23 protein-coding genes are annotated in these 26220 nt (G+C 44.9%); all 23 read left to right on the top strand.

Annotated features, from left to right (window positions below; translation table 11 throughout):
* The first annotated feature begins 63 nt into the window (after positions 1-63).
* The 23 genes from atpE (at position 64) to NYE25_RS18935 (ending at position 26128) form a co-directional block, all read left to right on the top strand.
* Positions 64-279 carry a F0F1 ATP synthase subunit C gene (atpE, locus tag NYE25_RS19045; protein ID WP_060625974.1) on the top strand — a complete coding sequence of 72 codons (216 nt, stop codon included), beginning with the start codon at positions 64-66 and terminating at the stop codon, positions 277-279.
* A 97-nt stretch (positions 280-376) separates the two neighbouring features.
* Positions 377-865 (top strand): F0F1 ATP synthase subunit B, encoded by a 489-nt coding sequence (atpF, locus tag NYE25_RS19040; protein WP_341146593.1) that lies wholly within the window; start codon positions 377-379, stop codon positions 863-865.
* On the top strand, positions 862-1413 hold the full coding sequence (locus tag NYE25_RS19035) for a F0F1 ATP synthase subunit delta (protein ID WP_060625972.1): 552 nt from the start codon (positions 862-864) through the stop codon (positions 1411-1413). Before atpF ends, NYE25_RS19035 begins: the two co-directional genes overlap by 4 nt.
* Positions 1414-1424: 11 nt before the next feature.
* Positions 1425-2936, top strand: a complete 1512-nt coding sequence (gene atpA / locus NYE25_RS19030) for a F0F1 ATP synthase subunit alpha (protein WP_042131369.1) — start codon at positions 1425-1427, stop codon at positions 2934-2936.
* A gap of 153 nt (positions 2937-3089) precedes the next feature.
* On the top strand, positions 3090-3959 hold the full coding sequence (atpG, locus tag NYE25_RS19025) for an ATP synthase F1 subunit gamma (RefSeq protein ID WP_042131368.1): 870 nt from the start codon (positions 3090-3092) through the stop codon (positions 3957-3959).
* Between the two features lie 261 nt (positions 3960-4220).
* Complete coding sequence (gene atpD / locus NYE25_RS19020) at positions 4221-5621, top strand: F0F1 ATP synthase subunit beta (protein WP_042192466.1); 1401 nt, start codon at positions 4221-4223, stop codon at positions 5619-5621.
* A gap of 103 nt (positions 5622-5724) precedes the next feature.
* Positions 5725-6141 (top strand): F0F1 ATP synthase subunit epsilon, encoded by a 417-nt coding sequence (locus NYE25_RS19015; RefSeq protein WP_042131365.1) that lies wholly within the window; start codon positions 5725-5727, stop codon positions 6139-6141.
* A gap of 196 nt (positions 6142-6337) precedes the next feature.
* On the top strand, positions 6338-6595 hold the full coding sequence (locus tag NYE25_RS19010) for a DUF1146 family protein (protein WP_076285651.1): 258 nt from the start codon (positions 6338-6340) through the stop codon (positions 6593-6595).
* A 200-nt stretch (positions 6596-6795) separates the two neighbouring features.
* Complete coding sequence (murA, locus tag NYE25_RS19005; protein ID WP_042192464.1) at positions 6796-8172, top strand: UDP-N-acetylglucosamine 1-carboxyvinyltransferase; 1377 nt, start codon at positions 6796-6798, stop codon at positions 8170-8172.
* A gap of 335 nt (positions 8173-8507) precedes the next feature.
* Positions 8508-9659 (top strand): stage II sporulation protein D, encoded by a 1152-nt coding sequence (gene spoIID / locus NYE25_RS19000; protein ID WP_341146592.1) that lies wholly within the window; start codon positions 8508-8510, stop codon positions 9657-9659.
* Positions 9660-9720: 61 nt separating this feature from the next.
* Positions 9721-10455 (top strand): M23 family metallopeptidase, encoded by a 735-nt coding sequence (locus tag NYE25_RS18995; protein WP_042192459.1) that lies wholly within the window; start codon positions 9721-9723, stop codon positions 10453-10455.
* Positions 10456-10726: 271 nt separating this feature from the next.
* Entirely contained in the window at positions 10727-11014 is a 288-nt protein-coding gene (gene spoIIID / locus NYE25_RS18990) for a sporulation transcriptional regulator SpoIIID (protein WP_234530662.1), read from the top strand.
* A gap of 129 nt (positions 11015-11143) precedes the next feature.
* The gene (locus tag NYE25_RS18985) at positions 11144-12142 is read left to right on the top strand and encodes a rod shape-determining protein (RefSeq protein ID WP_042192456.1); all 999 of its coding nucleotides are present in this window, start codon (positions 11144-11146) and stop codon (positions 12140-12142) included.
* 47 nt (positions 12143-12189) lie between these two features.
* Positions 12190-13068: a flagellar hook-basal body protein gene (locus NYE25_RS18980; RefSeq protein WP_149645345.1), complete on the top strand. Its 879-nt coding sequence runs from the start codon at positions 12190-12192 to the stop codon at positions 13066-13068.
* A gap of 52 nt (positions 13069-13120) precedes the next feature.
* Positions 13121-13942, top strand: coding sequence for a flagellar hook-basal body protein (locus tag NYE25_RS18975; RefSeq protein ID WP_076285654.1), 822 nt, complete (start codon positions 13121-13123; stop codon positions 13940-13942).
* A 10-nt stretch (positions 13943-13952) separates the two neighbouring features.
* Positions 13953-14189 (top strand): DNA-directed RNA polymerase subunit beta, encoded by a 237-nt coding sequence (locus NYE25_RS18970; RefSeq protein WP_042192450.1) that lies wholly within the window; start codon positions 13953-13955, stop codon positions 14187-14189.
* 257 nt (positions 14190-14446) lie between these two features.
* Entirely contained in the window at positions 14447-14869 is a 423-nt protein-coding gene (gene fabZ / locus NYE25_RS18965; protein WP_042192447.1) for a 3-hydroxyacyl-ACP dehydratase FabZ, read from the top strand.
* Positions 14870-14916: 47 nt separating this feature from the next.
* Positions 14917-16638 (top strand): phospho-sugar mutase, encoded by a 1722-nt coding sequence (locus NYE25_RS18960; protein ID WP_341146591.1) that lies wholly within the window; start codon positions 14917-14919, stop codon positions 16636-16638.
* A 233-nt stretch (positions 16639-16871) separates the two neighbouring features.
* On the top strand, positions 16872-18908 hold the full coding sequence (locus tag NYE25_RS18955; RefSeq protein ID WP_076285657.1) for a DUF5693 family protein: 2037 nt from the start codon (positions 16872-16874) through the stop codon (positions 18906-18908).
* Positions 18884-20020 (top strand): polysaccharide pyruvyl transferase CsaB, encoded by a 1137-nt coding sequence (csaB, locus tag NYE25_RS18950; RefSeq protein ID WP_341129613.1) that lies wholly within the window; start codon positions 18884-18886, stop codon positions 20018-20020. The genes NYE25_RS18955 and csaB overlap by 25 nt, the downstream gene beginning before the upstream one ends.
* A 6-nt stretch (positions 20021-20026) precedes the next feature.
* The gene (locus NYE25_RS18945; RefSeq protein ID WP_042192439.1) at positions 20027-20782 is read left to right on the top strand and encodes a WecB/TagA/CpsF family glycosyltransferase; all 756 of its coding nucleotides are present in this window, start codon (positions 20027-20029) and stop codon (positions 20780-20782) included.
* 116 nt (positions 20783-20898) lie between these two features.
* Positions 20899-22026: a glycosyltransferase family 4 protein gene (locus NYE25_RS18940; protein ID WP_339799167.1), complete on the top strand. Its 1128-nt coding sequence runs from the start codon at positions 20899-20901 to the stop codon at positions 22024-22026.
* Positions 22027-22225: 199 nt separating this feature from the next.
* A complete protein-coding gene (locus NYE25_RS18935; protein ID WP_341146590.1) occupies positions 22226-26128 on the top strand; it encodes an S-layer homology domain-containing protein in 3903 nt (1300 codons plus the stop codon).
* Positions 26129-26220: the final 92 nt, after the last annotated feature.

Here is a 26220-nt window from a genome sequence, read left to right as displayed (position 1 = left end):
CGCGGGAGATATCTTATATCATTAAACACAATATGAACCAAAATTAAAGGAGGATATTTACAAATGGAATATTTAGCAGCAGCAATAGCGGTTGGTTTGGGTGCACTTGGTGCAGGTCTTGGTAATGGTATGATCGTTAGTAGAACAGTTGAGTCCATCGCTCGTCAACCAGAAGCTCGTAATGCGCTTCAAACAACAATGTTTATCGGTGTAGGTATCGTCGAAGTTATTCCGTTGGCAGCAACAGTTATCGCATTCCTAATCATGTTTTCATCTTAATAAACCGTATTTACGGTTTGGCGGGGACGGCCGATGCCATCCGCGCCTTACTTTTGTATACGTCCGCATGACGCGGTAATGGAAGGGAGTGACCTCAGTGGAAATTGTTTGGACAAACATCTTATTTTCAATTGTAGCCTTTGGGATTCTATATTTCTTGCTCAGTAAGTATGCGTTCAGCAAACTGTTCGCAGTTATGGAGAAACGCCGTGAGCTGGTAATGCAGCAAATGGATGAAGCTGCGAAGACTAGAGAGCAAGCGGTCGCGTATGTGGAAGAGCAGAAGCAGGCGCTGAACAGTGCACGCCAGGAAGCTCAACAGATTATTCAACAATCGCAAATTACTAGTAATCAACAGGTAGAACAAGCTTTGGCGCAAGCTAAAGTTGAAGCTGCACGCGTCAAAGAAGAGGCCGTGCGCGATATCGAGAACGAGAAGAATAAAGCAGTGGAAGAGTTGCGCAGCGAAATTGGAACGGCATCTGTTCGTATTGCTTCTAAACTTCTTAAGAAAGAAATTAGTGCTAGCAGTGAGCAGGAGCAGCTTGTGAACCAATACCTCAATGAGGTAGGAGGCCGATCATGAGCCGCGATACGGTAGTTGCCAAGCGCTACGCTAAAGCATTGTACAGTGCAGCGGTAGAGAAGGGGATTACCCTTGAAGTAGAAGAACAGCTCAAGGCAGTGGTCGAAGTATTACATTCAGACCAAGAGGTACAGCGCTTTATTCTTGCGCCACGTATCTCGGAGTCCGACAAGCTGAAAGTGCTGCGCACAGCACTTCAAGATAAGCTCTCTCCTATTGTGATGAACATTGTAGAACTGTTAGTAGAGCGAGGCAGAACCGATATTTTTGCCGAACTGCTGGATACGTATATCAAGATTGAAGGAGACGCTCTTGGCATTGGTGATGCTAAGGTATACTCCGTTTATTCTTTAAGTGAAGAAGAACAAGCGGCTGTAGCTGCAGAATTCGGCCAGCTCGTAAACCGTAAAATTCGGGTTACGAATGTGGTCGATCCAAGCCTGCTGGGAGGACTGAAAGTTTATATCGGCGATACGCTGTATGACGGTAGTCTTTCTAGTAAATTGGAACGTCTCGAGAAATCCTTTAATGATAAGCATAGAAGATAGGGGTGAGGATATTGGGCATCAGACCTGAAGAGATCAGCACTTTGATCAAAAGTCAAATTGAGCAATATAAAGCCGATATCGAAGTTGCCGAAGTGGGCACCGTCATTCAAGTCGGAGACGGTATCGCTCGTGTCTACGGTCTGGAAAACGCAATGGCAGGCGAGTTGCTAGAGTTCTCCAACGGTGTAGTGGGCATGGCGCTCAATCTGGAAGAAAGCAACGTGGGTGTTGTTATTCTGGGTGAGTACAAGGAAATTCGTGAAGGCGATCAAGTAAAACGTACTGGACAAATCATGCAAGTTCCAGTTGGAGAGGCCCTTCTGGGTCGTGTTGTTAACGCACTCGGTATGCCGCTTGACGGTAAAGGCCCAATCCAAACGACGGAGTTCCGTCCGGTTGAGAATAACGCTCCTGGTGTTATCGACCGTAAATCGGTTCATGAGCCAATGCAAACTGGCCTTAAAGCGATTGATGCGATGGTACCAATTGGTCGTGGACAACGCGAACTTATCATTGGTGACCGTCAAACAGGTAAGACTGCAATCGCAATCGATGCGATTATCAACCAAAAAGGCAACGGAATGAAATGTATTTATGTTGCCATTGGACAAAAACAATCCACAGTAGCACAGGTTGTAGAAACTCTCCGCCGTCATGGCGCGTTGGAATATACAATCGTTGTAACTGCTTCGGCTTCAGAGCCATCCCCACTGTTGTATATTGCTCCATACGCAGGTTGCGCAATGGGCGAGTACTTTATGTACAAGGGCGAACACGTATTGATCATTTATGATGACCTTTCAAAACAAGCTTCGGCTTATCGCGAATTGTCCTTGCTGCTTCGTCGTCCACCGGGTCGTGAAGCGTTCCCTGGTGACGTGTTCTACTTGCACTCCCGTCTTTTGGAACGTGCGGCTAAGCTTAGTGATGAGCTTGGTGGTGGTTCATTAACCGCGCTTCCGTTCATCGAAACACAAGCATCTGACGTATCGGCTTACATTCCTACGAACGTAATCTCGATTACAGATGGTCAAATCTTCCTTGAATCCGATCTGTTCTACTCTGGTCAACGTCCGGCGATCAACGTCGGTATCTCCGTTTCCCGTGTAGGGGGCTCCGCTCAGATTAAAGCGATGAAGAAGGTAGCTGGCTCGCTCCGTTTGGATCTTGCTCAATATCGTGAACTTCAAGCTTTCTCACAGTTCGGCTCAGATCTTGATAAATCCACGCTTGCTCGTCTGAATCGCGGAGCACGTATGATGGAAGTTCTGAAACAAGGTGTAAATCAGCCGTTGTCTGTTGAGCATCAAGTGCTTAGCTTGTACACAGCTGTAAAAGGATACTTGGATGATATTCCTGTTAAAGACGTAAAACGTTTTGAAAAGGAATTCCTTGCTTACATGGACAGCAGTGCTGCTGAAGTTGCTCAATCCATCAGAGATACCAAGGATTTGACAGCAGATAACGAAGCCGCTCTTAAAGCAGCGATTGATAAATTTAAAAGAGGCTTTGCTACTAGCTAATATAGATCGTACCTAAACGATTCTTACTAAGTGAGCTTTGGCTATGCCGAAGCTCAGGCTATTACTTATAAAGTTGGCTTTGAATTCGTCAAAGCTAAGAAGATGCTTACGAAGTTAGCTTTGACTTCGTCAAAGCTTTAAGGTGGTGAAATCATGGCAAGAAGCATGCGTGATATTAAACGTCAAATTAAGAGTGTTCAAAACACAAGACAGATCACAAAAGCGATGGAAATGGTAGCCGCCTCCAAGCTGAGAAAAGCCCAGGAGAAGGCAATTGCCGCCCGTCCTTATGCTGAGAAGCTGAAAGAGGTTGTATCGAGCATTGCTGCCGGTACAGAAGGCGTTCAGCATCCCATGCTGGTCAGTCGCCCTGTGAAAAAAACTGGTTATCTTATCGTGACCTCTGATAGAGGGCTTGCGGGAGGATACAACGCTAATATTTTACGTAAGGTGACGATGCTCATCGCGGAACGACATAAATCCAAAGATGAGTACGCCTTGTTCGTTATCGGTCGTAAAGGCCGTGACTTCTTACGCCGCCGTGAATATCCGATTGTACAGGAAGTTACTGAGCTATCGGATGCGCCGAAATTTGCTGACATTAAGTCTATTGCTAATTCGGCAGTACAACAGTTTGTAGATGGTACGTATGATGAGTTGTACGTTTGCTACAACCAATTCGTCAATGCAATTACCCAGATCCCAACCGTTGATCGACTGTTGCCTATGGAAGGCGTAGGAAATCATGAGCATCATGAAGCGACTGCAAATTACGAATATGAACCTTCACCAGAAGGCGTACTCGAAGTACTACTTCCGAAATACGCCGAAACTTTGATTTATAGCGCAATTCTGGATGGCAAGGCCAGTGAGCTGGGTGCGAAAATGACAGCGATGGGCAGTGCAACAAAGAACGCGTCGAAAATGATCGGAGAACTTACCCTTACGTACAACCGTGCCCGTCAGGCGGCAATTACGCAGGAAATTACCGAGATCGTGGCCGGAGCGAACGCTCAGTCTTAAAAATACAAGAACAGTTAAGCAGCGTGCTTGACTTGCCTTGTATTTTACGAGAAACAGTGCCGCATGGAGCGATACATAGTATCGCCCGCTTCTGGAGTATGGCTCCTTAAGAACGGCACTGCAGTTCTTCTTAAAATATAAGAAAGTATAGGTTTTACACTATACAAAATGCTTATATTTCTACGAGAAACGGTTGTCATCTTTATATGACGACAACGTCGTTTCTTCTTGATGTAACAGCTTTCGAGGAGGGAAATGAAGATGAACAAAGGACGCGTTGTAAGCATTATGGGTCCGGTTGTCGATATTGAATTTGAACGCGGCCAATTGCCCGAGATATTCAACGCTATCAAAATTGAAACCGTCTTGGACAATGGTCGCCAGATTAACCTAACACTTGAGGTTTCCAATCACTTGGGAGACAATTTGGTACGTTGTATCGCGATGTCTTCTACAGATGGTCTGGTTCGCGGACTGGATGCGATTGACCAAGGTGGTCCTATTTCGGTTCCTGTAGGGGAAGCGACATTAGGCCGGGTATTTAACGTACTTGGAAATCCAATTGATAACGCTGGTGAAGTTGTTGCTGAAATAAAGAACCCGATTCACCGTTTGGCTCCGACATTTGATGAATTGTCGACACAAGCCGAAATTTTGGAAACGGGTATTAAAGTTATCGACTTGCTTGCACCTTACGCTAAAGGCGGTAAAGTTGGTCTGTTCGGCGGTGCCGGTGTAGGTAAAACAGTAACGATTCAAGAATTGATTAATAACATTGCCCAAGAACACGGCGGTATTTCCGTATTCGCGGGTGTGGGTGAACGTACTCGTGAAGGTAATGACCTTTATCACGAAATGACGGACTCCGGCGTTATTAAGAAAACAGCAATGGTGTTCGGACAAATGAATGAGCCCCCAGGCGCGCGTCTACGCGTAGCTTTGACCGGTCTTACAATGGCAGAATATTTCCGTGATGTTGAAGGTCGCGATACGCTGCTCTTTATCGATAATATATTCCGCTTTACCCAAGCGGGTTCCGAAGTATCCGCTCTTCTCGGACGTATGCCGTCCGCGGTAGGTTACCAACCAACACTGGCTACTGAAATGGGTCAGTTGCAAGAGCGTATCACTTCTACCAAAAAAGGCTCCGTTACTTCCATTCAAGCAATCTACGTACCAGCGGATGACTACACTGACCCTGCTCCGGCAACGGCGTTTGCTCACTTGGATGCAACAACTAACCTTGAGCGTAAGATTTCCGAGAAGGGGATTTTTCCAGCGGTTGATCCACTGGCTTCCAGCTCGCGTCTGCTAGCTCCGGAAATTGTTGGTGAAGAGCATTACAACGTGGCACAAGGTGTTAAACAATTGCTGCAACGTTATACCGAACTTCAAGACATCATTGCCATCTTGGGTATGGATGAATTGAGTGAGGATGATAAGGTTATCGTAGCTCGTGCTCGTAAAGTTGAGCGGTTCCTGTCACAGCCTTTCCACGTAGCTGAACAGTTTACCGGCTTCAAGGGTAAATACGTGCCAATCAAAGAAACTGTACGTAGCTTTAAGGAAATCCTGGATGGTAAGCATGATGATCTTCCAGAAGCAGCGTTCCTTTTTGTGGGTACAATCGAAGAAGCGGTTGAAAAAGCGAAATCGATGTAACACTGAGCTTAGTGAATGCTTTCGAAGCGTGCTTTACTTCGTAAAGCTAAGTGTATGCTTTCGATGAGAGCTTTACTTCGTAAAGCTTTAAGGAGGAATGGAAGTGAATACCTTTTTGTTGGAAATTGTCACGCCGGAGCATCTCGTCTATTCTAAACAAGTGAATAGCTTGACAGTACGGGGAGTCGAAGGCGAGTTGGGTATTTTGCCGGGACACATTCCGCTTGTGACTCCACTTCAGGTTGCTCCGTTATCCGTCAAATCGGACGGTGTTACGATCTCCATCGCCGTTCATGGCGGTTTCGTTGAAGTGCATAAGGACAAAGTAACAGTGCTGGCCGAAAGTGCCGAACTGCCAACGGATATTGATGTTGAACGCGCCGAGGCTGCTAGAGAACGCGCTCAGCGCCGTCTCCAGACTCGTAGCAAACAAGATGATATCGATCACCGCCGTGCGGAGTTGGCGCTGCAACGCGCTGTTACACGGATTAAAGTGTCCACTGGTAAAGGACAACAGTAGGATATAAGCGGTCAAGCTCTAAGCTTGACTGCTTTTTTTGTTATAGTAATCTATGTAGTAAAGGTTAAGATTTCTTCATTTTTTTGGATATTGGCATTGAATTGTTTAAAAATTTGTAAAAGTACTGGATTCTTTTGCCCTGCACAAGTATGATATAAGAGTCGATTTCCGAGTAATACGAACACGGAGGGTTAGCATGGGGGATATATTGTCCAATGGATGGTCTAGTGCCGCTGGAACCAGCAGCATGATCTCAATGATTGTTTCTTTGCTCAGTGTTGTATTATCTTGGTGGGCATTGCAGAACCTTAAGCTGGATTTGGTCATAAGATATCCCAAGAGTCCTCAAGGAAGGCTGCTGCACTTGCTTCTGGCTATTGTACTTGGTCGTTTTGTTGCAGGATTCTTTCTGGATTACCTTAGCTGGAGTGGGATGATCCGCTATATGTTTTAGGAATATGTAGTTTGGTTATAAGTGTCATAGGTCGCAATGGTCAAAAAGTGTCGAATAATAAGGTTTTATTATGTCAACACTGAACTTTAAGGAACATGCCCGGCTGAATGGGCGTATTGATGGAGTATGCGAATTTTTTTGCAATTACTTTTAATCTAAAAAATAATTTAAGAAATAATGGACGCGGAGGGAAACCGAAAATGAGCAAATTTATCGTCCGCGGTGGCAACAGATTGACCGGGAGCGTGAAAGTTAGCGGCGCAAAAAATTCCGTATTACCGATCATAGCCGCCTCTCTATTGGCAGAAGAAGGAGTAAGCGTCATTGTGGACGCACCTCCGCTTGATGATGTAATGACGATTTCAAAAATGTTGGAATCTCTGGGTGCAGGGGTTACATATCAAAACGATATTATCCAGGTGGATGCTACAAACATCACTTCCTGTGAAGCACCTTATGAATGGGTACGGAAAATGCGGGCATCTTTTTTAGTCATGGGTCCTCTGTTATCACGGCTTGGTCATACAAGAATTTCTTTGCCTGGTGGCTGCGCCATTGGCACACGACCGATTGATCAGCATTTGAAAGGATTTGAAGCGCTTGGTGCGGAGATTAGTCTCGGCCAGGGCTACATTGAAGCGAAAAGTAACGGTCGCCTGCGCGGAGCCAAAGTGTATTTGGATGTAGCTAGCGTGGGTGCGACCGAAAATATAATGATGGCAGCGGCACTCGCCGAAGGTGTGACCGTGATTGAGAATGCGGCTAAGGAGCCTGAAATTGTCGACCTGGCCAATTATTTGAATGGTATGGGCGGAATCGTTCGCGGTGCGGGTACAGGTGTTATCCGTATTGAAGGCGTAGAACGTCTGCATGGCGTTAAACATCATGTGATTCCTGACCGTATTGAAGCTGGTACCTATATGGCTGCCGCAGCAATTACAGGTGGGGACGTATATGTGGAAGGTGCAATCGCTGATCACTTGGGACCTGTTATTGCTAAGATGGAAGAGATGGGTGTAACCATTATTCCTGATGAGAATGGGGTTCGTGTAATTAGTGACAAACCTCTTAAAGCTGTTGATTTGAAGACTTTGCCGTATCCAGGCTTTCCAACGGATATGCAGTCACAAATGATGGCATTATTGCTGCGCTCTGAAGGAACTAGTGTCGTTACAGAAACTGTATTCGAGAACCGGTTCATGCATGTGGATGAATTCCACAACATGAATGCTGAGATTAAGATCGAAGGTCGCTCAGCAATCGTTACAGGTAATGCGCAATTGGTCGGAGCCAAGGTTTGTGCTACGGATTTACGTGCGGGAGCTGCGCTTATTTTGGCAGGTCTTGTTGCTGAAGGCACTACTGAGGTAAGCGGAACTCATCATATCGACCGTGGATATGTACATTTGGCTGAGAAGCTGTCTGGACTAGGTGCGGAAATATGGCGTATCTCCATGGAAGACACAGCCGCGCAAACGGTGAAGGACGAAACTCTTAAACCAGAAGTAGCCAAGAGCGAATCAAGCAAAAGCGATGAGGTTAAACCTCGCTTTCAGGTTCAAGCAACTTGGGTATAATATCAGTCATTAGGTGAGAACAGGCTGCAGTGATGCGGCCTGTTCTTTTTTTAAATATAAGAGTTTATATGTTCTACGCTATAAATTATCCTTATATTTCTCGCATAAACGCTTACCGTCCTTATAGGGACAGCGAAGGCGTTTTTGCTTGTATTATTAGAAAGTAAATCTGAATCCTCAACTAATGAGGATTTTTTTTCGTTTGTGATTTTTTAACGCGGGGCATAGTGATAGATACGAGAAAGCTAGTCTCTTTCTCTCAAATATTGTTCTAGTATTTGCTGTAAATTCATATCTATAAGAATCAACAGTGACTCACGGAAGGAGCCATAGAGATGAAAGATTTCCGCTACTTGCGACGTAATAAGTCAACGCGCTGGCACTCGCGTCCCCTTGCTCCCCGGCTCAGGCGCCTCGGTCCCGCCGCCTGGATCGCAGCGCCTATCCTGGCGGCGCTGCTGATTCCACTGGCGGTTGTCCCGCTGCACCGGGGACAACCGGCGCCTCCGGCCTTGCCGACGGTAACGGCCTCACCAGCCGCACCAGCGGGGCCGGAGGCGGCTGCGCAGGAAGCGCCGCAGCCGAAGGTCTCCGTCTATTTGTCGCGTAGCGGACAAATAGAGACGTTGCCGCTGGAGGAATACGTCAGCGGCGTGCTTGCGGCCGAGATGCCGGCAAGCTTTGAGCTTGAAGCGCTCAAAGCGCAGGCCGTAGCGGCCCGCACCTTTATCCTTCGTCGCCTGCTGGCTGGCGACAGAAGCGGCGTCCCCGTTCCGGGGGCGGATGTAACAGATACGGTAAGCCATCAGGCTTACGTATCTAAGGATACGCTGGAACGGAAGTGGAAGCTCGGCGGAAGAAGCGCCGACCTTGCAAAGCTTCAGCGCGCGGTCCTTGAGACGCGCGGTGTCATTATGACCTATAAAGGGCAGCCGATTACGGCCTCCTTTTTCGCCTCCAGTGGAGGATATACCGAGAACTCGGAAGAATACTGGAATGCAGCGATTCCCTATCTGCGCAGTGTAAATAGTCCTTGGGAGAAAGAGATTACCCCAAACTATGCGGTGACATCTACATTCACCATCTCGGAAATACTTACTAGACTTGGGCTAAACGACAGAGTAATTCCTGCTTCAAAAAATAATACCCAATCAGGCATGACAAAAAATATCTCTACTTCCTCTGAATTGCCGGTAGAAGTGTTGTCTCTCACCACTGGACATCGGGTTAAGGAAATCTCTATTGGAGGTACTATTTTTACTGGAAGAGAAGTGCGAGAGAAGCTAGGGTTACGTTCCAGCCAATTCAGTTGGGGGCGAAAAGGGAATAAAATCTATATAACTACCTTCGGAAATGGGCATGGTGTGGGAATGAGTCAGTGGGGAGCTAATGGGATGGCGAAGGAAGGCGGAACGGCTACTCAAATTCTCAAACACTATTACAGTGGTATCTCTTTTACGCAAATCTCAACTCTTCTGAAAAAATAACTTGAAAGATACGTATAAAAGATAGAAGCCCGGTAACACTGGTTACTGAGGTGATAACCATATGAATGAACAAGACAAAAACAAAACAAACCATGATGAATCTCTCAAAAAATCGCAGGGAGATTCAGGTGCTAAACCTTCTTCATGGAGCAAGATGTTATCTAAACGTTGGGTGTTCCCAGCAGTCTACACGGCGGCAGCGGCAATTATACTAACTTTGGTGTGGGTCTATCAGGATGCCGGCCAAAAACCGCTGGACACCGCCGCCACATCACAGCAAGTAGGAGCTTCGACTAACGAAGCTGGTACTGCAAACAGTAATCCAGATGCCCTTGAAGTTCTAGCTTCAGCGGAAAGCTTGGTTTGGCCAGTAGCCAATCCAGGTGAAGTAGAAGTGGTCAAACCGTATTATGATGAGAATGGTACAGAGGACAATCACGTTGCCGCAATGGTGCAGTATAACGACAAATTTATTCCTAATGTCGGTATCGATCTTGCCCGTGAAGACAACAATACGTTCGACGTCAAAGCAGCGCTTAGCGGTGAAGTTACTAGAGTGGACGATGTTGCAGTGTTAGGTAAGGTCATTGAGATTACCCATCAAGGTAATATGAAGACCGTGTACCAAAGTCTTGGCGAAACGAAAGTTAAACAAGGCGATGTTGTGAAGCAAGGAGATACGCTTGCAACCGCAGGTCGCAGTGAAATCGAGAAGGACCTTGGCAATCATGTACACTTTGAAGTGTATAAGGATGGCAAAGTAGTTAATCCATCTGAGTTACTGCCAGGTCGATAAGAATATTTACTGCAGGGGGCTAACGCCTCCTGCTTTTTTTTGAAAAAGGCTCTTCGTAAGCAGCATGCTTATAAAGAGCCTTATTTTTCTATGAGAAATGGTTATTGTCTTTGATGGATCAACGATGTTCCGTCTTGCTAATAACAAGGCTTCTTGGGTTGTCCATTAAATAAAATGAGCCCTCCTAGGCTTGTCATGTCTTGAAAGCGCGAATATATAAGCCCGCCCCTCATATAATGTACCAAACTATCCACAGTTGGGAGGCGGGAGCGTGCACGATTACATCAAGGAACGTACGATCAAAATCGGACGCTGCATCGTGGAAACCAGGCATACGGTCCGGACCATAGCCAAGGAATTTGGCGTTTCAAAGAGCACGGTGCACAAAGACTTGACTGAGCGTCTGCCAGAGATCAACCCTGATCTGGCCGATCAGGTGAAGCACATTCTTGAATATCACAAATCCATCCGACATCTTCGGGGGGGAGAAGCCACAAAAATTAAATATAAAAAAACGACGGGGAAAAAACGTGAGGTTGCTGTAGCATCAAAGACATGAGATTTTCGGAAATTTAAGGAAATATTCAGCTTTAAAACATTGTGTAGTTCCCCTAAAGTATGTTATTTTTAAATTTAGTACTAACTGCTGTTTTTTCAATTAAAATAACACTTTGGGGGCTCTTTCATTATGTTTAGCAAGGATATCGGAATCGACCTCGGCACGGCCAATGTGCTCATACATGTTAAGGGAAGGGGAGTCGTTCTGGATGAACCTTCCGTGGTCACACTTGAAAGTGATACGAAGAGAGTCCTTGCGGTGGGAGAACAGGCACGTCGCATGGTTGGGCGTACACCCGGAAATATAACAACTATCCGTCCTTTACGGGATGGTGTCATTGCAGATTTTGAAGTCACGGAAATGATGCTGAAGTATTTTATCGACCGTGTTGGCGGTCGCACCTGGTATTCACGGCCTCGCATTCTGATATGCGCCCCTACAAATATTACATCTGTGGAACAAAAGTCCATTCGGGAAGCGGCAGAACGCAGCGGGGCTAAGGAAGTATTTATGGAAGAAGAGCCAAAGGCCGCTGCGATTGGAGCGGGAATGGACATCTATCAGCCAAGTGGAAACATGGTCGTCGATATCGGTGGCGGAACGACGGATGTAGCCGTACTTTCTATGGGCGACGTCGTTACCGCTTCTTCGATTAAAGTCGCTGGAGACAAGTTCGATGAGGCCATTTTAAGATATATTAAACAAAAGTATAAATTGTTGATCGGTGAACGGACAGCAGAGGATATTAAGGTTACTATTGGTACGGTTCGACCTGGTTTGATGAAGTCCGAAATGGATATTCGTGGCCGGGACATGGTAAGCGGACTTCCCCAAACGCTCACTATTACGGCGGCTGAGGTAAAGGAAGCATTATGGGATCCGGTTTCTTCCATTGTGGCTGCAGCTAAATCGGTACTGGAGCGTACACCACCAGAATTGTCTGCGGACATCATTGACCGGGGTGTGGTTCTTACTGGTGGAGGTGCTTTGCTTAACGGATTGGACGAGCTACTCTCAGAAGAATTACATGTACCTGTTTGGGTAGCGGAAGACCCTATGCACTGTGTGGTAAAAGGAACAGGAATTATGCTGGACAATTTGGACAAGGTCGTTAAGAAAAAGTTCTAAGCAGCCGATATAAAAGGTAGCATTAGATTCGGAAGGAGACTACCTTCATGATAAGAGGTTTATATACGGCCGCTGCAGGTATGGTTGCGCAGCAACGTAGACACGATACGGCAACACAGAACATCGCTAACTTAAATACTACGGGATATAAGCAGGTTGACAGTGTTAATCATGCTTTTCCGGATGTCTTGATCTCGGCTATGATTAATGGCAATACCACGCCGGTGGGGCGCCTTAACACGGGAGTTTTTGCAGAACAGTCAATATCCCAATATTTACAGGGTGATTTAAGGGAGAGCGGCAAGTCTATGGATTTTGCTTTATCTACAGATTTGCAAGTCGCCGACCCTGTGACGGGTCAAAATATAGCCTTTGATGGTTCAGGGAAATATGTAAGTCCTGAGGGTGAGGTTATTTACCGTCCACAGGCTTTCTTTACCGTTCAGGATGCTGAGGGCAATAACTTATTCACCCGAAATGGAAGCTTCACAGTAAATGCGGCTACGGGAGAAGTGTTGAGCAGTGGAGGCTTCAAGGTTCTTGATTCCACTGGCAAGCCTCTTGTCTTGACAGGAAATCAGGACACCCTTAAAGTGGACGGGCAGGGTAATGTACTAAATCCAGTAACAGGACTTCCGACAGGGACCAAGATTGGTGTGAGTGTAGTTACAAAGCCGCAGGAGCTTGTGCGTGATGGTAAAGGTGTGTTTCACGCTGATGATATAGCGGCGGCAGACATTCGTTACTCCAATGCAACTGATAACTTACAGGTGCGTCAAGGATATTTAGAGGGCTCCAATGTTGACCCTACTCAGGTTACTGTTGATTTGAATGCAGCATACCGGGCGTATGAAGCGAACCAAAAGATCGTCCAATACTATGATAGCAGCTTGCAGAAGGCTGTAACTGAAGTCGGCAGGGTATAAGTGCTGCTTATGAAATGGGTTTTACAGGTACAGCTTATAGGAGGTTTGATCTATGAACAACTCAACGATTAGTGCAGCAGTCTCCATGTCCAGCCTTCAGCAGCGGCTTGATATTATAGCGGATAATCTAGCCAATATGGATACAAATGGTTATAAGAGCAAGAAAGGTTCCTTTGAGGATGTGCTGACTCGTGTGCAGCAGCAATCGGATGACTATGATCAGCCGGGCCGCGCTACACCTCTAGGCTTTAATATTGGTTTTGGGACTTATGTGCCTTCGATTACGACGAATTGGGAAGAAGGCCCCCTTAAAGAAACAGGTAATCCAACCGACTTGGCGCTTCAGGGTAATGGGCTGTTTGGAGTTCAGGTCAATGGAACTACAGCTTATACAAGACAAGGTGACTTTCACTTTACGCCTGACACCACCGATGCAACGAAAATGGTCCTTGTAGATAATACGGGGAATCCGGTACTGAATACAGCAGGTAATCCTTTAACGGTCCCTGTGGGCGTCAATGCAGCTATCGATGAATCCGGTCGTGTATTAACGAAACAGTCAGAGAATGGACCTGTTCGGGTAGCAGGTACTATAATGATTGTAGAACCTAAGACACAGAATGCTTTAAAGGCAGTGGACGGGAATTTCTATATGCTTGCCGATGGAGTTACAGCACAGCAGGCTTTTGTACAAAGAGCGGCAGGTGAGGCGTCTGGAATTGGAGTACGCTCAGGGTGGCTGGAGCAGTCAAATGTCGATATGACCACAGAAATGACAGAAATGATGCAGATTCAACGTACGTATCAACTCGCAGCTCGGGCGCTTTCTTCCAGTGATCAGATGCTAGGTCTGGCCAATAACATGCGCGGGTAGAGGTGAAGGAATGGAACGTCAGAAAAAGGTGAAGTCGGAAGACAAACCAGAAGACAAGAAAGAGCCGAAGCGGCGAGGATTATCAAAATGGACACTCATCCAGTGGATTCTTATTCCTTTGCTTCTCATAGCTGCACTTGGAGGCGGACTGGTTGTCGGTTACGTTGTCCTTGGCAAAAAAGAGTTTAGCGATGTTCTACAATGGAGCACATGGAAACATGTCTATGATTTGGTTTTTGCTCCATAATTTAAGATGATAACGACTCCCTTCTTGCTTAAGGGAGTTTTCTTTTTTATACGGATAAATGTATAATGGTGGGGGGCCTCGGGCAGCAAAAAGGGCCCTCTCCGCCATGCTATCGCATCTGGTGGAGAAAGCCCCTTATCTCAACCTCCACTTCTGCAGGTGGTGAAGGATATATATAGTTTTTACCGAAGCTGCCTAAATTTATGCAGTTCGGCGAAGAATAAATGAAGTAACATCCGAAAGGAGTTTTGTTAATAATGCTGGATATCAACCAAATTCAAGAAATCATCCCCCATCGGCCTCCATTTCTGCTGGTGGACAAGATCACTGAGATTGAAATGGGTAAAAGAGCTGTTGGCATTAAAAATGTAACGATTAACGAACCTTTCTTCGCAGGTCATTTTCCAGGCTATCCGGTAATGCCGGGCGTACTGATTACAGAAGCTCTTGCACAAGTTGGTGCGGTTGCTATTCTAGGGGTAGAAGCGAATCGCGGTCGGATTGGCTTTTTAGCCGGGCTCGATGGATTCCGTTTCCGTGGTCAAGTCGTACCGGGAGATACGCTCACTCTTGAAGTGGAGATTACTCGCCTTAAGGGCAGTATTGGAAAAGGACAAGCTACTGCGTCGGTTGAGGGGAAAGTTGTTGCCTCTGGGGAAATTATGTTTGCGCTCAGCTAATATTAATTAGCGAATATATATTATACATGGAGAAGGAGAGATTCTAAATGACTCAATTAAGCCCAAAAGCGGCAGAAACCTTATCTCGCTGGCTGGAGAACGCCTCTGTTGATGACTCTACGAAGGCGGAGCTGCGCGCTCTGGAGAACGAGCCACAGGAGCTCGAGGAACGATTTTATAGAGATCTAGAATTCGGTACAGGTGGTCTACGCGGTGTAATTGGAGCAGGTAGTAATCGTATCAATCGTTATACGGTAGGTAGAGCTACACAAGGTTTCGCTAAATATATTCTGGAGACGCATACTGGAGAGGGAAGACCTTCTGTTGTTATCGCTCATGACTCCCGTCGTTTCTCGCCTGAATTCACACTTGAGGCTGCTCTTGTATTGGCTGCTAATGGCATTGAGGCTCATTTATTCACTTCTCTGCGCTCAACACCCCAATTGTCGTTCAGCGTGCGCCATTTGAAGGCAACGGGCGGTATTGTTATTACTGCAAGTCATAATCCGCCTGAATATAACGGGTATAAGGTTTATAATTCTGAAGGTGGACAGCTTGTCCCTGACGAAGCCGAAAAGGTCATTTCTTACATATTAGGGGTTGACACTTTTGATGGTGTGAAACGGATTTCCCAAGAAGAAGCGGAGCGTCAAGGTCTGCTGCACTGGCTTGGTGAGAAGGATGAAGAAGCTTTTACCGATACTGTCGCTGCGGTTAGTCTTGCAAGTGAAGAGATCGCTTCTACGCTTGGAAAAGACTTCAAAATCGTATACACCCCGCTACATGGTACTGGTAACCTGCCAGTCCGCCATGTGCTTGAGAAAATTGGTTTTACACAGGTGCATGTTGTACCTGAGCAAGAACAACCAGATTCCGAATTTTCCACTGTAAAATCACCGAACCCAGAAGAACGCGAAGCCTTTACACTGGCTATGAAGCTGGGCGAAGAGTTGAATGCAGACCTCTTAATTGGCACGGATCCCGATGCAGACCGTATGGGGGCAGTGGTTCGTGATAATGAAGGTAAATTTGTTGTTTTGTCGGGCAATCAATCTGGAGCTTTGATGATTCATTATTATTTGAGCCGTTTACAGGAACAAGGTAAGTTGCCTAGCAATGGTGCAGTTGTGAAGACTATCGTGACGAGCGAGATGGGGGCTGCTGTAGCCTCTCATTATGGTGCAACTGTATTTAATACGCTAACGGGCTTCAAATATATTGGGGAAAAAATGACTCAATTCGAACAATCCGGAGATTACACATATCTTTTCGGTTATGAAGAAAGCTATGGTTATCTTGCAGGTAACTATGCTCGTGATAAGGACGCCGTTCTTGCGGCTATGTTGATCGCTGAAGCAGGTGCTTATTACAAAGCTCAAGGCAAAACATTATATGATGTTCTTCAGGAATTGTATGAGCAGTTCGGATACTTCTTGGAAAGCCTGGAGTCCCGTACATTGAAGGGTAAGGATGGCGTTGCGCAAATTCAAGGTATCATGAATGATTGGCGTACGAATGCACCACAAGAAATTGCGGGATCTGCCGTTACAGAGGTGCTGGATTATTCGCTAGGCTTGAATGGTCTGCCGAAAGAAAATGTACTGAAGTATTTGTTGGCTGACGGTTCATGGTTCTGCCTGCGTCCTTCAGGTACCGAGCCAAAAATTAAAGTTTATTTTGCAGTTGTGGGTGAATCCTTGCAGAATGCTAAGGATAAGGTAGCTACACTATCCAAGCAGGTTATGGCTCGTGTTGACGGGGAACAATAAAATAAGAATATAGATCGCGCTCTATATTGTGAAATTATATTTTTAAAATATAAGAAAGTATAAGTTTCACGCCATACTTTATATCTTATATTTCTCGCATAAACGCTTACCGTCCTTGGAAGGACGCCGAAGGCGTTTGAGCTTGCATAGAAACGGGTACCGTCTCTAAAAGGATGACGATCCGTTTCTACTTTTGTAAAAAGAGTTTTGAAGTGAAAGAGGAGGTACTTTTGGTGCAGCAAAAATGGCAACGTTGGAATATTTCTTCCCGAAAGTGGCTGTGGATCATAGTTGTGGTTGGCGTTTTAGCTGCCTTGCCAGTTGTCTATGACCGTCTGCAGACGGAGAAGTCTTCCAAGACAGTGGAATTTGTATTTGATTACCGTGATTTAGTTGAAGTAGCAAGCTATCGTGCAAATCCGCAGGATTATATTTCCGAACAGTTAGATCGTCTAAAAGATGCTGGTGTTCAGAGTATGGCGATTTACGAAAGCACGCTGGAAGATTATCGGAAGGCGCGTCGTCTAATGATGTGGGGTGCGGCTGATATCGCTAATCTTACGGATACAATCATTCCGGTGAATGAGAACTATACTTATGTTCTTTTTACTAATCCTGATTACTACCAGGCCCTGGCGCCTGTCATTAAAGAGGCATTCGGTAATCTTGGGATTACTTCGAAGGAATGGAGTTTCCGCGGACAACAAGGTCTTATTATTGAGACTCCAATAGAAGATGCTACACTGAAGCCACTTCAGCCGGATCCATTTACACTGGAGATGCTGCATGACAAAGGGTTCACCATTGTACCGCGTCTTGTGGATTCTTTGACTTATAATAAAGCAACAGTTAAGAAGCTGTTAGATCGTTATGAAGAATTGGGTGTAAAACGAATCCTATTCGAGGGAGAGTCCGTTAAAGGGTTTAATGACGATGCCGATACGGCTAGTATCACTGACTTTGCAAATCTCCTTAAGGAACGTGGAATCGGAATTGCAGCAATTGAAAATATTAAGAAACAGCAGAAGGGTTTTAACAAGCTTGCTTATTTGCTGGACTATAACGTAACACGGTTATACTCCCTTAGCGAAGGGGACTCTGCCTTAGATCCAAAAGTGATCTCAGATCGTTTCGCGCTGGCAACAAAGGATCGCAATATCCGCATGATTTATTTAAATACAATTCCTTCACGGAATACAGCTAAGGCACAGATTACAGATACGCTAGACAACCTTGTCACGAGTCTGAGTGATCCTGGTGGTGCCGTTGAGCAGATCAAAGACAATGGGTTTAAGTTAGGACAAGCTACGGCTTTTGAGGTTGTAGATTCGTCTTATCAGCGTTACTTCAAGCTAGTTGCGGTAGTTGGCGCAGTCTCATTAGTAGCGCTGCTGATTTCTTACTTTATTCCATGGCTTACGATCCCAGCATGGGTGCTAGGATTACTGGGAAGTGCAGGCCTGCTGGTCTTGAAACCAGAGCTATTTGAGCAGGCACTGGCGCTAGCGGCTGCGATAAGTGCACCAACCCTGGCGGTTGTACTTGCCATTCGTAAGGTCAATGAAATGGGACCTCCGCTACGGAACAATACCCTTACCTATAAGGCTATGAGCCCGCAACGTCGGTTTACGCATAGTCTGGTGCTTTATTTGAAGACTTCATTAATTTCTTTGAGCGCTGTACCTTTCGTGATCGCACTGCTCAACAATATAACCTACAGCCTAGTGCTGGACCAGTTCCGTGGTGTTAGTCTGCTCCATATGGCGCCTATCGGTCTTGTAGCACTTTATGTACTCCTCTATCGTGGAGAGTTTGTCTTTAACAAGACAGGTAAGCTGCTGCGTACACCAATCACATTAGCTATGGTTCTTGCCGCTATGGTTCTTGGGGTCGTAGGTATGTATTATTTAAGCCGTACTGGAAATGGTGGTAACGTAACACCTCTAGAAATGGCCTTCCGTACATTCCTAGAGAATACGGTTGGTGTCCGGCCGCGTAATAAAGAGTTTTTGCTCGCACATCCGTTATTAATTCTTGGTGCATTCCTGGCCTTTAGATATCGGAATGCAGCATTTATCATGATCATTGCCGTAATTGGTCAGCTCTCCATGGTGGATACCTTTGCACATATTCATTCACCTGTTCTGATCTCGCTGGTTCGTGGATTGCTCGGTCTTGGACTCGGACTGATCATTGGTATAATTGCCGTAATCGTATGGCAGATTGCAGAAGGGTGTTGGAAACGATGGTCGCCACTCCTAAAAAGATAGTTATCTCTGGTTACTATGGTTTCCGTAACAGTGGAGATGAGGCGGTGCTGCAGTCCATTCTAATTGCACTGCAGAAACAGTCTCAAGCTTTGGGTATATCCATTGAGCCTATAGTGCTGTCCATTGATCCTGAGTGGACGAGCGCCACATACGGAGTGAAATCCGTGCACCGGATGAAGCTTGTTGAAGTCCGTCAAGCGATTTATGAGAGCGCTGGTCTGATCAGCGGTGGGGGCAGCTTGCTGCAGGATGTCACAGGTAGTAAGAGTATTCCTTACTATTTAGGTATTATCAAGCTTGCGCAGTGGATGGGGAGACCAACCTTTATCTATGCTCAAGGTATCGGGCCAGTGAATCGCAAGCTTTTTCACCCTTTAATCAAATCCGTGTTTCGTAAATGTACTTATATATCTGTGCGGGATGAACAATCCCGTGAGCTTCTCCTATCTATGGGACTGGAACAGAAAAAGATAGAGGTTGTTCCCGACCCGGTTATGGGCTTGTCTTTGCCAGAGGACACGGATGCTACTACACAATCTTCAGAATTATCTGATTCACTTCCGGTGATTGGGATATCGGTACGTTTTTGGGAGCAAGACCGCAGAGAACTGGAGGCTCTTGCACAAGGCTTGATTAAGGCCAACCGTGAGGTTCCGTTACATTTGCGATTTCTCCCTTTTCACACCCCTTCGGACAATGAGGCTTCACGTTATATGATGGAGAAGCTGAAGGGAATCATAATCGAGCATGGTGGGCAGATCAGTATATGTGAGGATGCTATTCACCCGCAGCATATGCTACGGGAAGTGGGACAATGCGATGTTCTGATCGGCATGCGGCTTCATAGCTTGATTTACGCGGCTGGAAGACGTGTTCCACTGATTGGTATTTCTTATGATCCGAAGATCGATCATTTTCTGGATAGAATCCAGTGTCATCCTGTTGGAGCAACGAACACACTTGATGCTGAACATGTTGCTGCCGAGATTGTTCATCTTTTGAACACAGGACAGGAATGGAGAGCGGCACGGGAAGATGTCATTTCCAAGTTGATTCAAGAAGCAGAGGCACCAGCTCGGCAAATCGTAGAATATTTTCACCATAAAGGATGATCTAAAGTGAAAGCAGAAAGCGCGGTACCTACAGTTCCTATTTTTGGAATTAGAGTCTCGAAAGTTGATATGGCAGCAACAGTTGCCTATTTGACGGAGGCTGTTCATACCCGTATCCCGCATCAAGTGATTACAGCTAATCCCATTATGGTTATGGCTGCACTGGAAGATCCAGCTTATATGGATATTATGAAATCGGCTGAATTGGTTGTCCCCGATGGGACAGGCGTTGTATGGGCTGCTAATTATTGTAATGAGCCGGTATCAGAACGGGTAGCAGGTTATGATCTGTTACATGAATTGATGCGGCAGGGTGAAAGATATAGTTGGAAGGTATATCTCCTAGGTTCTACGCCTGAAGTGATTCGGGAAACCGCTGAAAGGTTACAATTGCAATATCCGGGTGTTATCATTGCAGGATATCACGACGGTTATTTTGGTCCGGATGCAGATGAAGAAATTGTGGCTGGAATTGTTAAAGCTAATCCTGACTTATTATTTGTTGCCAGAGGTGCGGATAGTCAGGAACCTTGGATTGCTAAATATAAGTCCAAACTGGGCGTTCCGATCATGATGGGGGTCGGCGGCAGCTTTGACGTGATCTCTGGGAAGAGCAAAAGAGCGCCAATAGCCTTCCAAAAAATGAGAATAGAATGGTTGTACCGTCTCCTAAAAGAACCTACACGGTACAAACGAATGCTTGCACTGCCGAAATTCGCATTAAAAGTGGTGCGTGAGAAAGATAAAGTAACAAAAGTCTAGCAAAATGCCGATATTCACCTAGAAAATGAGATAAATAGCCTAAATAAAGGATTGGAATTTGTTTTTGTAACAGCGTATAATTCAATGCGGTAGAGAAATGGGGGTCGACTGATCAAATGTTAATCATATACATCGCTGGATTTATCGTATGCATGGGACTCGCACTTGGCCTCACACCTTTGGTGAAGAAATTCGCCATTAAGATTGGTGCAACAGATGTGCCGAATGCTCGTAAAGTGCACACGAAAATTATGCCCCGCCTTGGCGGATTAGCTATTTTTCTAGCGTTTGTGTTAGGCCTGCTTGCCGTATTGCCGATTATTCCATACGAGTTCACTCCGCGGGAGGTCAACTTCATCAAAGCGCTGCTATGTGGTGGCGGACTGATTGTACTTATCGGGGCACTCGATGACCGATTCGAATTATCAGCAAAAGTGAAGCTACTGGGCCAAATTATCGCAGCCTGTATCGTTGTTTTCGGCTTTGGTATTACTGTAGATTTTGTGAATATTCCATTTAACAATACGTATTCCTCACTGGAGAGCTGGATTGCTATCCCGCTTACGATTTTCTGGATTGTCGGTGTTACCAATGCCGTTAATCTGATCGACGGGCTGGACGGGCTTGCGGCTGGTGTATCAGGAATTGCAATTGCTACGATTGCGGCAATGGCTTTCGTGATGGGAAACACCATGGTGGCAATGCTGTGTTTGTTGCTTCTGGGTAGCATCATCGGATTCCTGTTCTTTAACTTCCATCCTGCTAAGATTTTCATGGGTGATACGGGTTCACTGTTCTTAGGCTTTTGCTTGGCATTACTTGCTTTGCTAGGATTTAAACAGATTGCAGTGGTTTCGTTTATTACACCTTTGCTTATTATCGGTGTACCATTGTCGGACACGTTCTTTGCGATCGTGCGCCGTAAGCTGCAAAAGAAACCAATTTTCGCACCAGATAAAGGTCACTTGCATCACTGTCTACGCGAGCTTGGCTTTAGCCATCGCCAGACTGTACTCATTATTTATGGTATTGCTGCGTTTTTCGGTATTCTAGCTGTCATTCAATCATCCGCAGCTCTTTATGAAGCGAACTGGGTTACGTTCGTGGTTATCTGTATCATGCTCTTCTTCCTGCAAATCGGTGCTGAAATCACTGGTTTGATCGGTAAGACTAAACGGCCGCTGATTGATTTCTTTTTAAGAATGCGGATGAAGGTGAGTCAGGAACGCGGATCTAAACTGTAAGCTGCACTTTATAATAATTATAGAAACAACAAGATCTCATTATGTAAAAAGCCTATTCTGTCACAGGATGGGCTTTTTACGTTCTTAAAATTAGCTAAAAAATGTTCTTTTTATAAAATTATTAAGCAGTATTCCTTCAAATTATCATCTTATGTACCGATAAAATAGTTAACGTCAACAAAAGGGAGAGATTAATGACATGCAGCGCATGAGAAAGACATTTATATGGTCGCTACTGTTTGCTTTGGTAGTAACTTTAGTCCCCGCTGGACTTATGAATACCGCAGAAGCGGCAGATAAGCCCACCAGTTATTTTACACCTGATAATAAAGTTTTACGAAATACAGTTGATCTGACACTATTACCGTCAACAGGTACAACCACTCAAATCTCCAGAACTAATGTATTGCAAGTAACCGATGCGAGCTTGAAGGTTTCAGGAACCTATACAAAGGTAACCAGCTCTACTCTGGGAGCAAATGTACAACTATTGAGCTGGGATCAGCAAGCTGGAAAGTGGGTTGAAGACCCTACACATGTGATGCCAGGTGTTGTTCAGTTGGATGTTGATAGCCCGGATAACCGGTTTACCGCGAATTTGACGCTGTATCCGGGAATTAATCGGATTACGTTGACCGGGTCGCAGGGAAGTAACGATCGTTCTGAGGCTTTTTATGTTCTTTTTGATAAGGTACCTTATGTTGAGAAGCTTCAAGTATTAGGCGGTTCAGATAAGCTTGACCTGAACGAAGGTGCGCAGCTTGTAGTAGCGAACTCAGAAATCACTTTGGAAGGTAAAGCACAAAATGCAACAAAGGTTACTGTTTCCATTAACGGTGAGGGTGCATCAGCTACCTCTCTATTGCAAGACGGAACCTTCTTCTCACAGCGGATGCAACTTAAACCAGGTGTGAATGAGCTGAAGTTAGTCGTAATGAACGGCTCTGATACGCTGTCCTTTCAATATACGATATTTTATTTTGATGAGAAGAATCCGATTGTTAAATTATACTTAGGGGATTCGTCTAATTATGTACAGGATCTGCTTGGCAAAGATCAGCCGATATTTACGGAGAAAGCGGATACCGCCAAAGTATTTGTTCAAATGATGGTTCCGGACAATGCCGGGATTCCATTTGCTGGTTCTGCAATTGTAAAACTTGATAATGCGGTTGTTACCCCTTCTTATGGAAGTGGGATGACTATTGATTCTAGTGGTAAATTGTCTTTAACTACTGGGTCTGAAATTTTGGTCCCTTCTCCGAAGAAAGATTCGCCTTCATATCGTCTAGTTACATTCAGCATTCCACTCACTATGGCGAAAGACACGGCAGCCAATATTTTAGTAGATCAAGTTCACGCTCTTTCGGTCGCTTATGGGACTAAAACAATAAATCGTTCCGTGGATTTTCAATATATGCAGGGGAAAACGGTTATCACTGATATGAGACTGTTAGAAGGATATAATCCCGCAGATACTACTATTCCACCAGGCGTATCGCTAAATGGAGCAAAGGTGAACTCCAGTGAGTTCTATATTCGGGTCAAAACTAATAGTTTACCTAATGATACTACGTTACTTGCTAGCTATTTACCTTTATCCACTAAAAACCTAGCCCCTGAGTTGGTTAAGACAATTTCAGATACTGAATATATTTACAAAATAAATGATTTTCAAAATGGTAATCAGACAGTCCGCTTTAATTTTAAGGGTTCTACCGCAAATAAAGATGTTAATATTTCCTTTGCATCAAAGAACTACATCTATGTCGCTAACCTCACTGATGGAGAGACTTATACTATTGATTCAAGCGCAAACAAAACACTCACGGTTAAAGGGCAGTACATTGATTTCCAAAATCTAAAAAGTACTTTTTTTGTAGCTGAAATGTATGTTAATGGACTAAAAGTTAAATCAAGCACCGATGCTTGGGTGGACAAACAAACAGGTAATTTTGAAGTTCCACTAGGGGTTAACGCTACAGCAGGTCCGTTGGTATATGGAGAGAACAAAATCATCTTTACTGCAACAGGTATTGATGACAAAGGACAGACAAGAGAAGTGCGCAAGGAATTGCGTATATATATTATTGATGAGAATGTGTCAACGATTAGTAAGTTCCAACCTGCTGTTGGTACAGGAAGACCGGACTTTCCGTCTCGTGATTTTACATCTACCGATACAGGACTCGCCAAACTTTTTAATTTAACACCAGATTTCATTTATAAAGATAATATATATACAACAAGTTTGAAGACGTATGATTTAGTTCTTCGAGGAAGCGGAGCTGTTAAGCTTAATTTGAATTTGGGTACTAAAAATATTGTTTCTATTGATATTCCTACAAATTCACAAACGCCTGAGACTCCCACTTTTCCTCCAGGTACCGCATACACTTATAGCTTTGCAGGAAATCAAAAGGACTTTATTATGCGAATACAAGATCTCACTAATGATGCACCAGGAACGTATATATACACACTTGAGTTGATTAACAGCACAGGAGCTAAGACCAGTCGGAAGCTAGAGATTGTTAGAGAAGTAAGTGCGTATCGCCTTCTTTCACCTCAGCCTTCTGTAGGTACTCAATATGTTGTGAACAAAAACTTCATTCACTTCGATATTGAGGCTGAAGGAGCTACAGATGTTATCGTAGATAAGGAACGCGCGGTTAGACGTACTGACTTGGGGGCTAATAGATTTGTATTAGATTATGTGGGCTTAAAACAAGATAAAGCCAATCCTATTAAGATTTCAATTGTTCGCGGAGGAGCAACCACGACAGATACCATTTCCGTATTCTATACGGGGACTGTAGGTGTCGATTCACAGTACATGGCACCTAAGGTAGCGGATAAATACAGCGTGTTTAACAAGGCATTAGAATTAAATTTCCCTAAAGGAACGGTAATGCAAAGTACAGATAGACGGAACCTCACGAAATATTATCCTGACACGAAGTTGCGTTTTGGGATTGCAGAGCCGAAGACAGGTGTAGTAGAACGCCGTAATGATTATGGAAATGTTATTGGTTTCCCTGAGACGTTTGAGGACAGTGGTATTCCTACATGGAAGATTCCTGATGAGTTTACTCTTCGTTTTAGCTCCGATTATGAGACTAATAACTTTGGACGCATTTCGGAAATGTACTGGATTAGTGGTGGATTAGGAGAGTTGGGCACAGTCTCAACTGCAGGATACATTCCTGCTACAAACGGATTAGCTCCATATTCTGTAGATGGTTTGTTTGGTGATCCGCAGATTCCCGCTGAACGCAGAATTACACCATCCAAACGCGGTACACTGACCCTTTCGTTTGACTCTAATGTAGTAGTGGAGGCAGGTACCCAAGTTACTGTATTCAAATATAATGATAAACGGGAATGGGAAAATATTGGAGGTACTGTAGATACCAATAAACACACAATCACCGTTCCATTTGATGAATTTGGATACTATACCGTTATGAAGATGAGCCGAGGATACAACGATGTTACGAATCATGCTTGGGGCAGAAATATTTTGAACGCTTTGTACTCTAAAGGAATTATGAACAATTTGCGGTTTGAGCAATTCGGAACAGATGATCAGACGACAAGAGGAGAGTTCGCAACACTTCTTGTTAAAGGATTGAACCTTCCGCTTAATTATGATGATAAGAAGACATATGCGGATCTTGTACCCGGAGCAAGCTCAATTACCTGGGACTATGCCCATATTGAGACAGCGGCAAGAGCAGGTATCGTTACAGGACTCTCTGATGGTGTATTCGGACCAGATCAGCCGATTACCAGGGAACAAGCAGCTGTAATGATCGCCAGAGCACTTAAATTGAAGCTGGCAGTGAATGATCAGAAATTAAAAGACAATGTCGCCAAGTCATTCATGGATTCCGGTAAGATAGAATCCTATGCATTGTCTGCTGTTCAAGCAGTATCGAAAGCCAAAATCATGAATGGAACTGAAGTGAACACTCCAGGACAGAAGAAACCTTCATATAACTTTAATCCTAAGTCCAACATGACCAGAGCTGAAGCTGGGAAAATTGCTGTTGAACTATTGAAAAAGAGTACTACTATATTCCCTAAAAACCTGAGCTAGAGGGAAGGATTCATATTGTATAATTTTATTACAGAGGGCTGTTTAGTCGCCCTCTGTTTGTTCATTTTTCAGCCACTATATATTAGGTATAC

It is taken from the genome of Paenibacillus sp. FSL E2-8871, assembly GCF_038000345.1.
Lineage (GTDB): Bacteria > Bacillota > Bacilli > Paenibacillales > Paenibacillaceae > Paenibacillus_AQ.
Note: the sequence above shows the minus strand (reverse complement) of the source record. Positions and strands in the feature narration are given on the sequence as shown.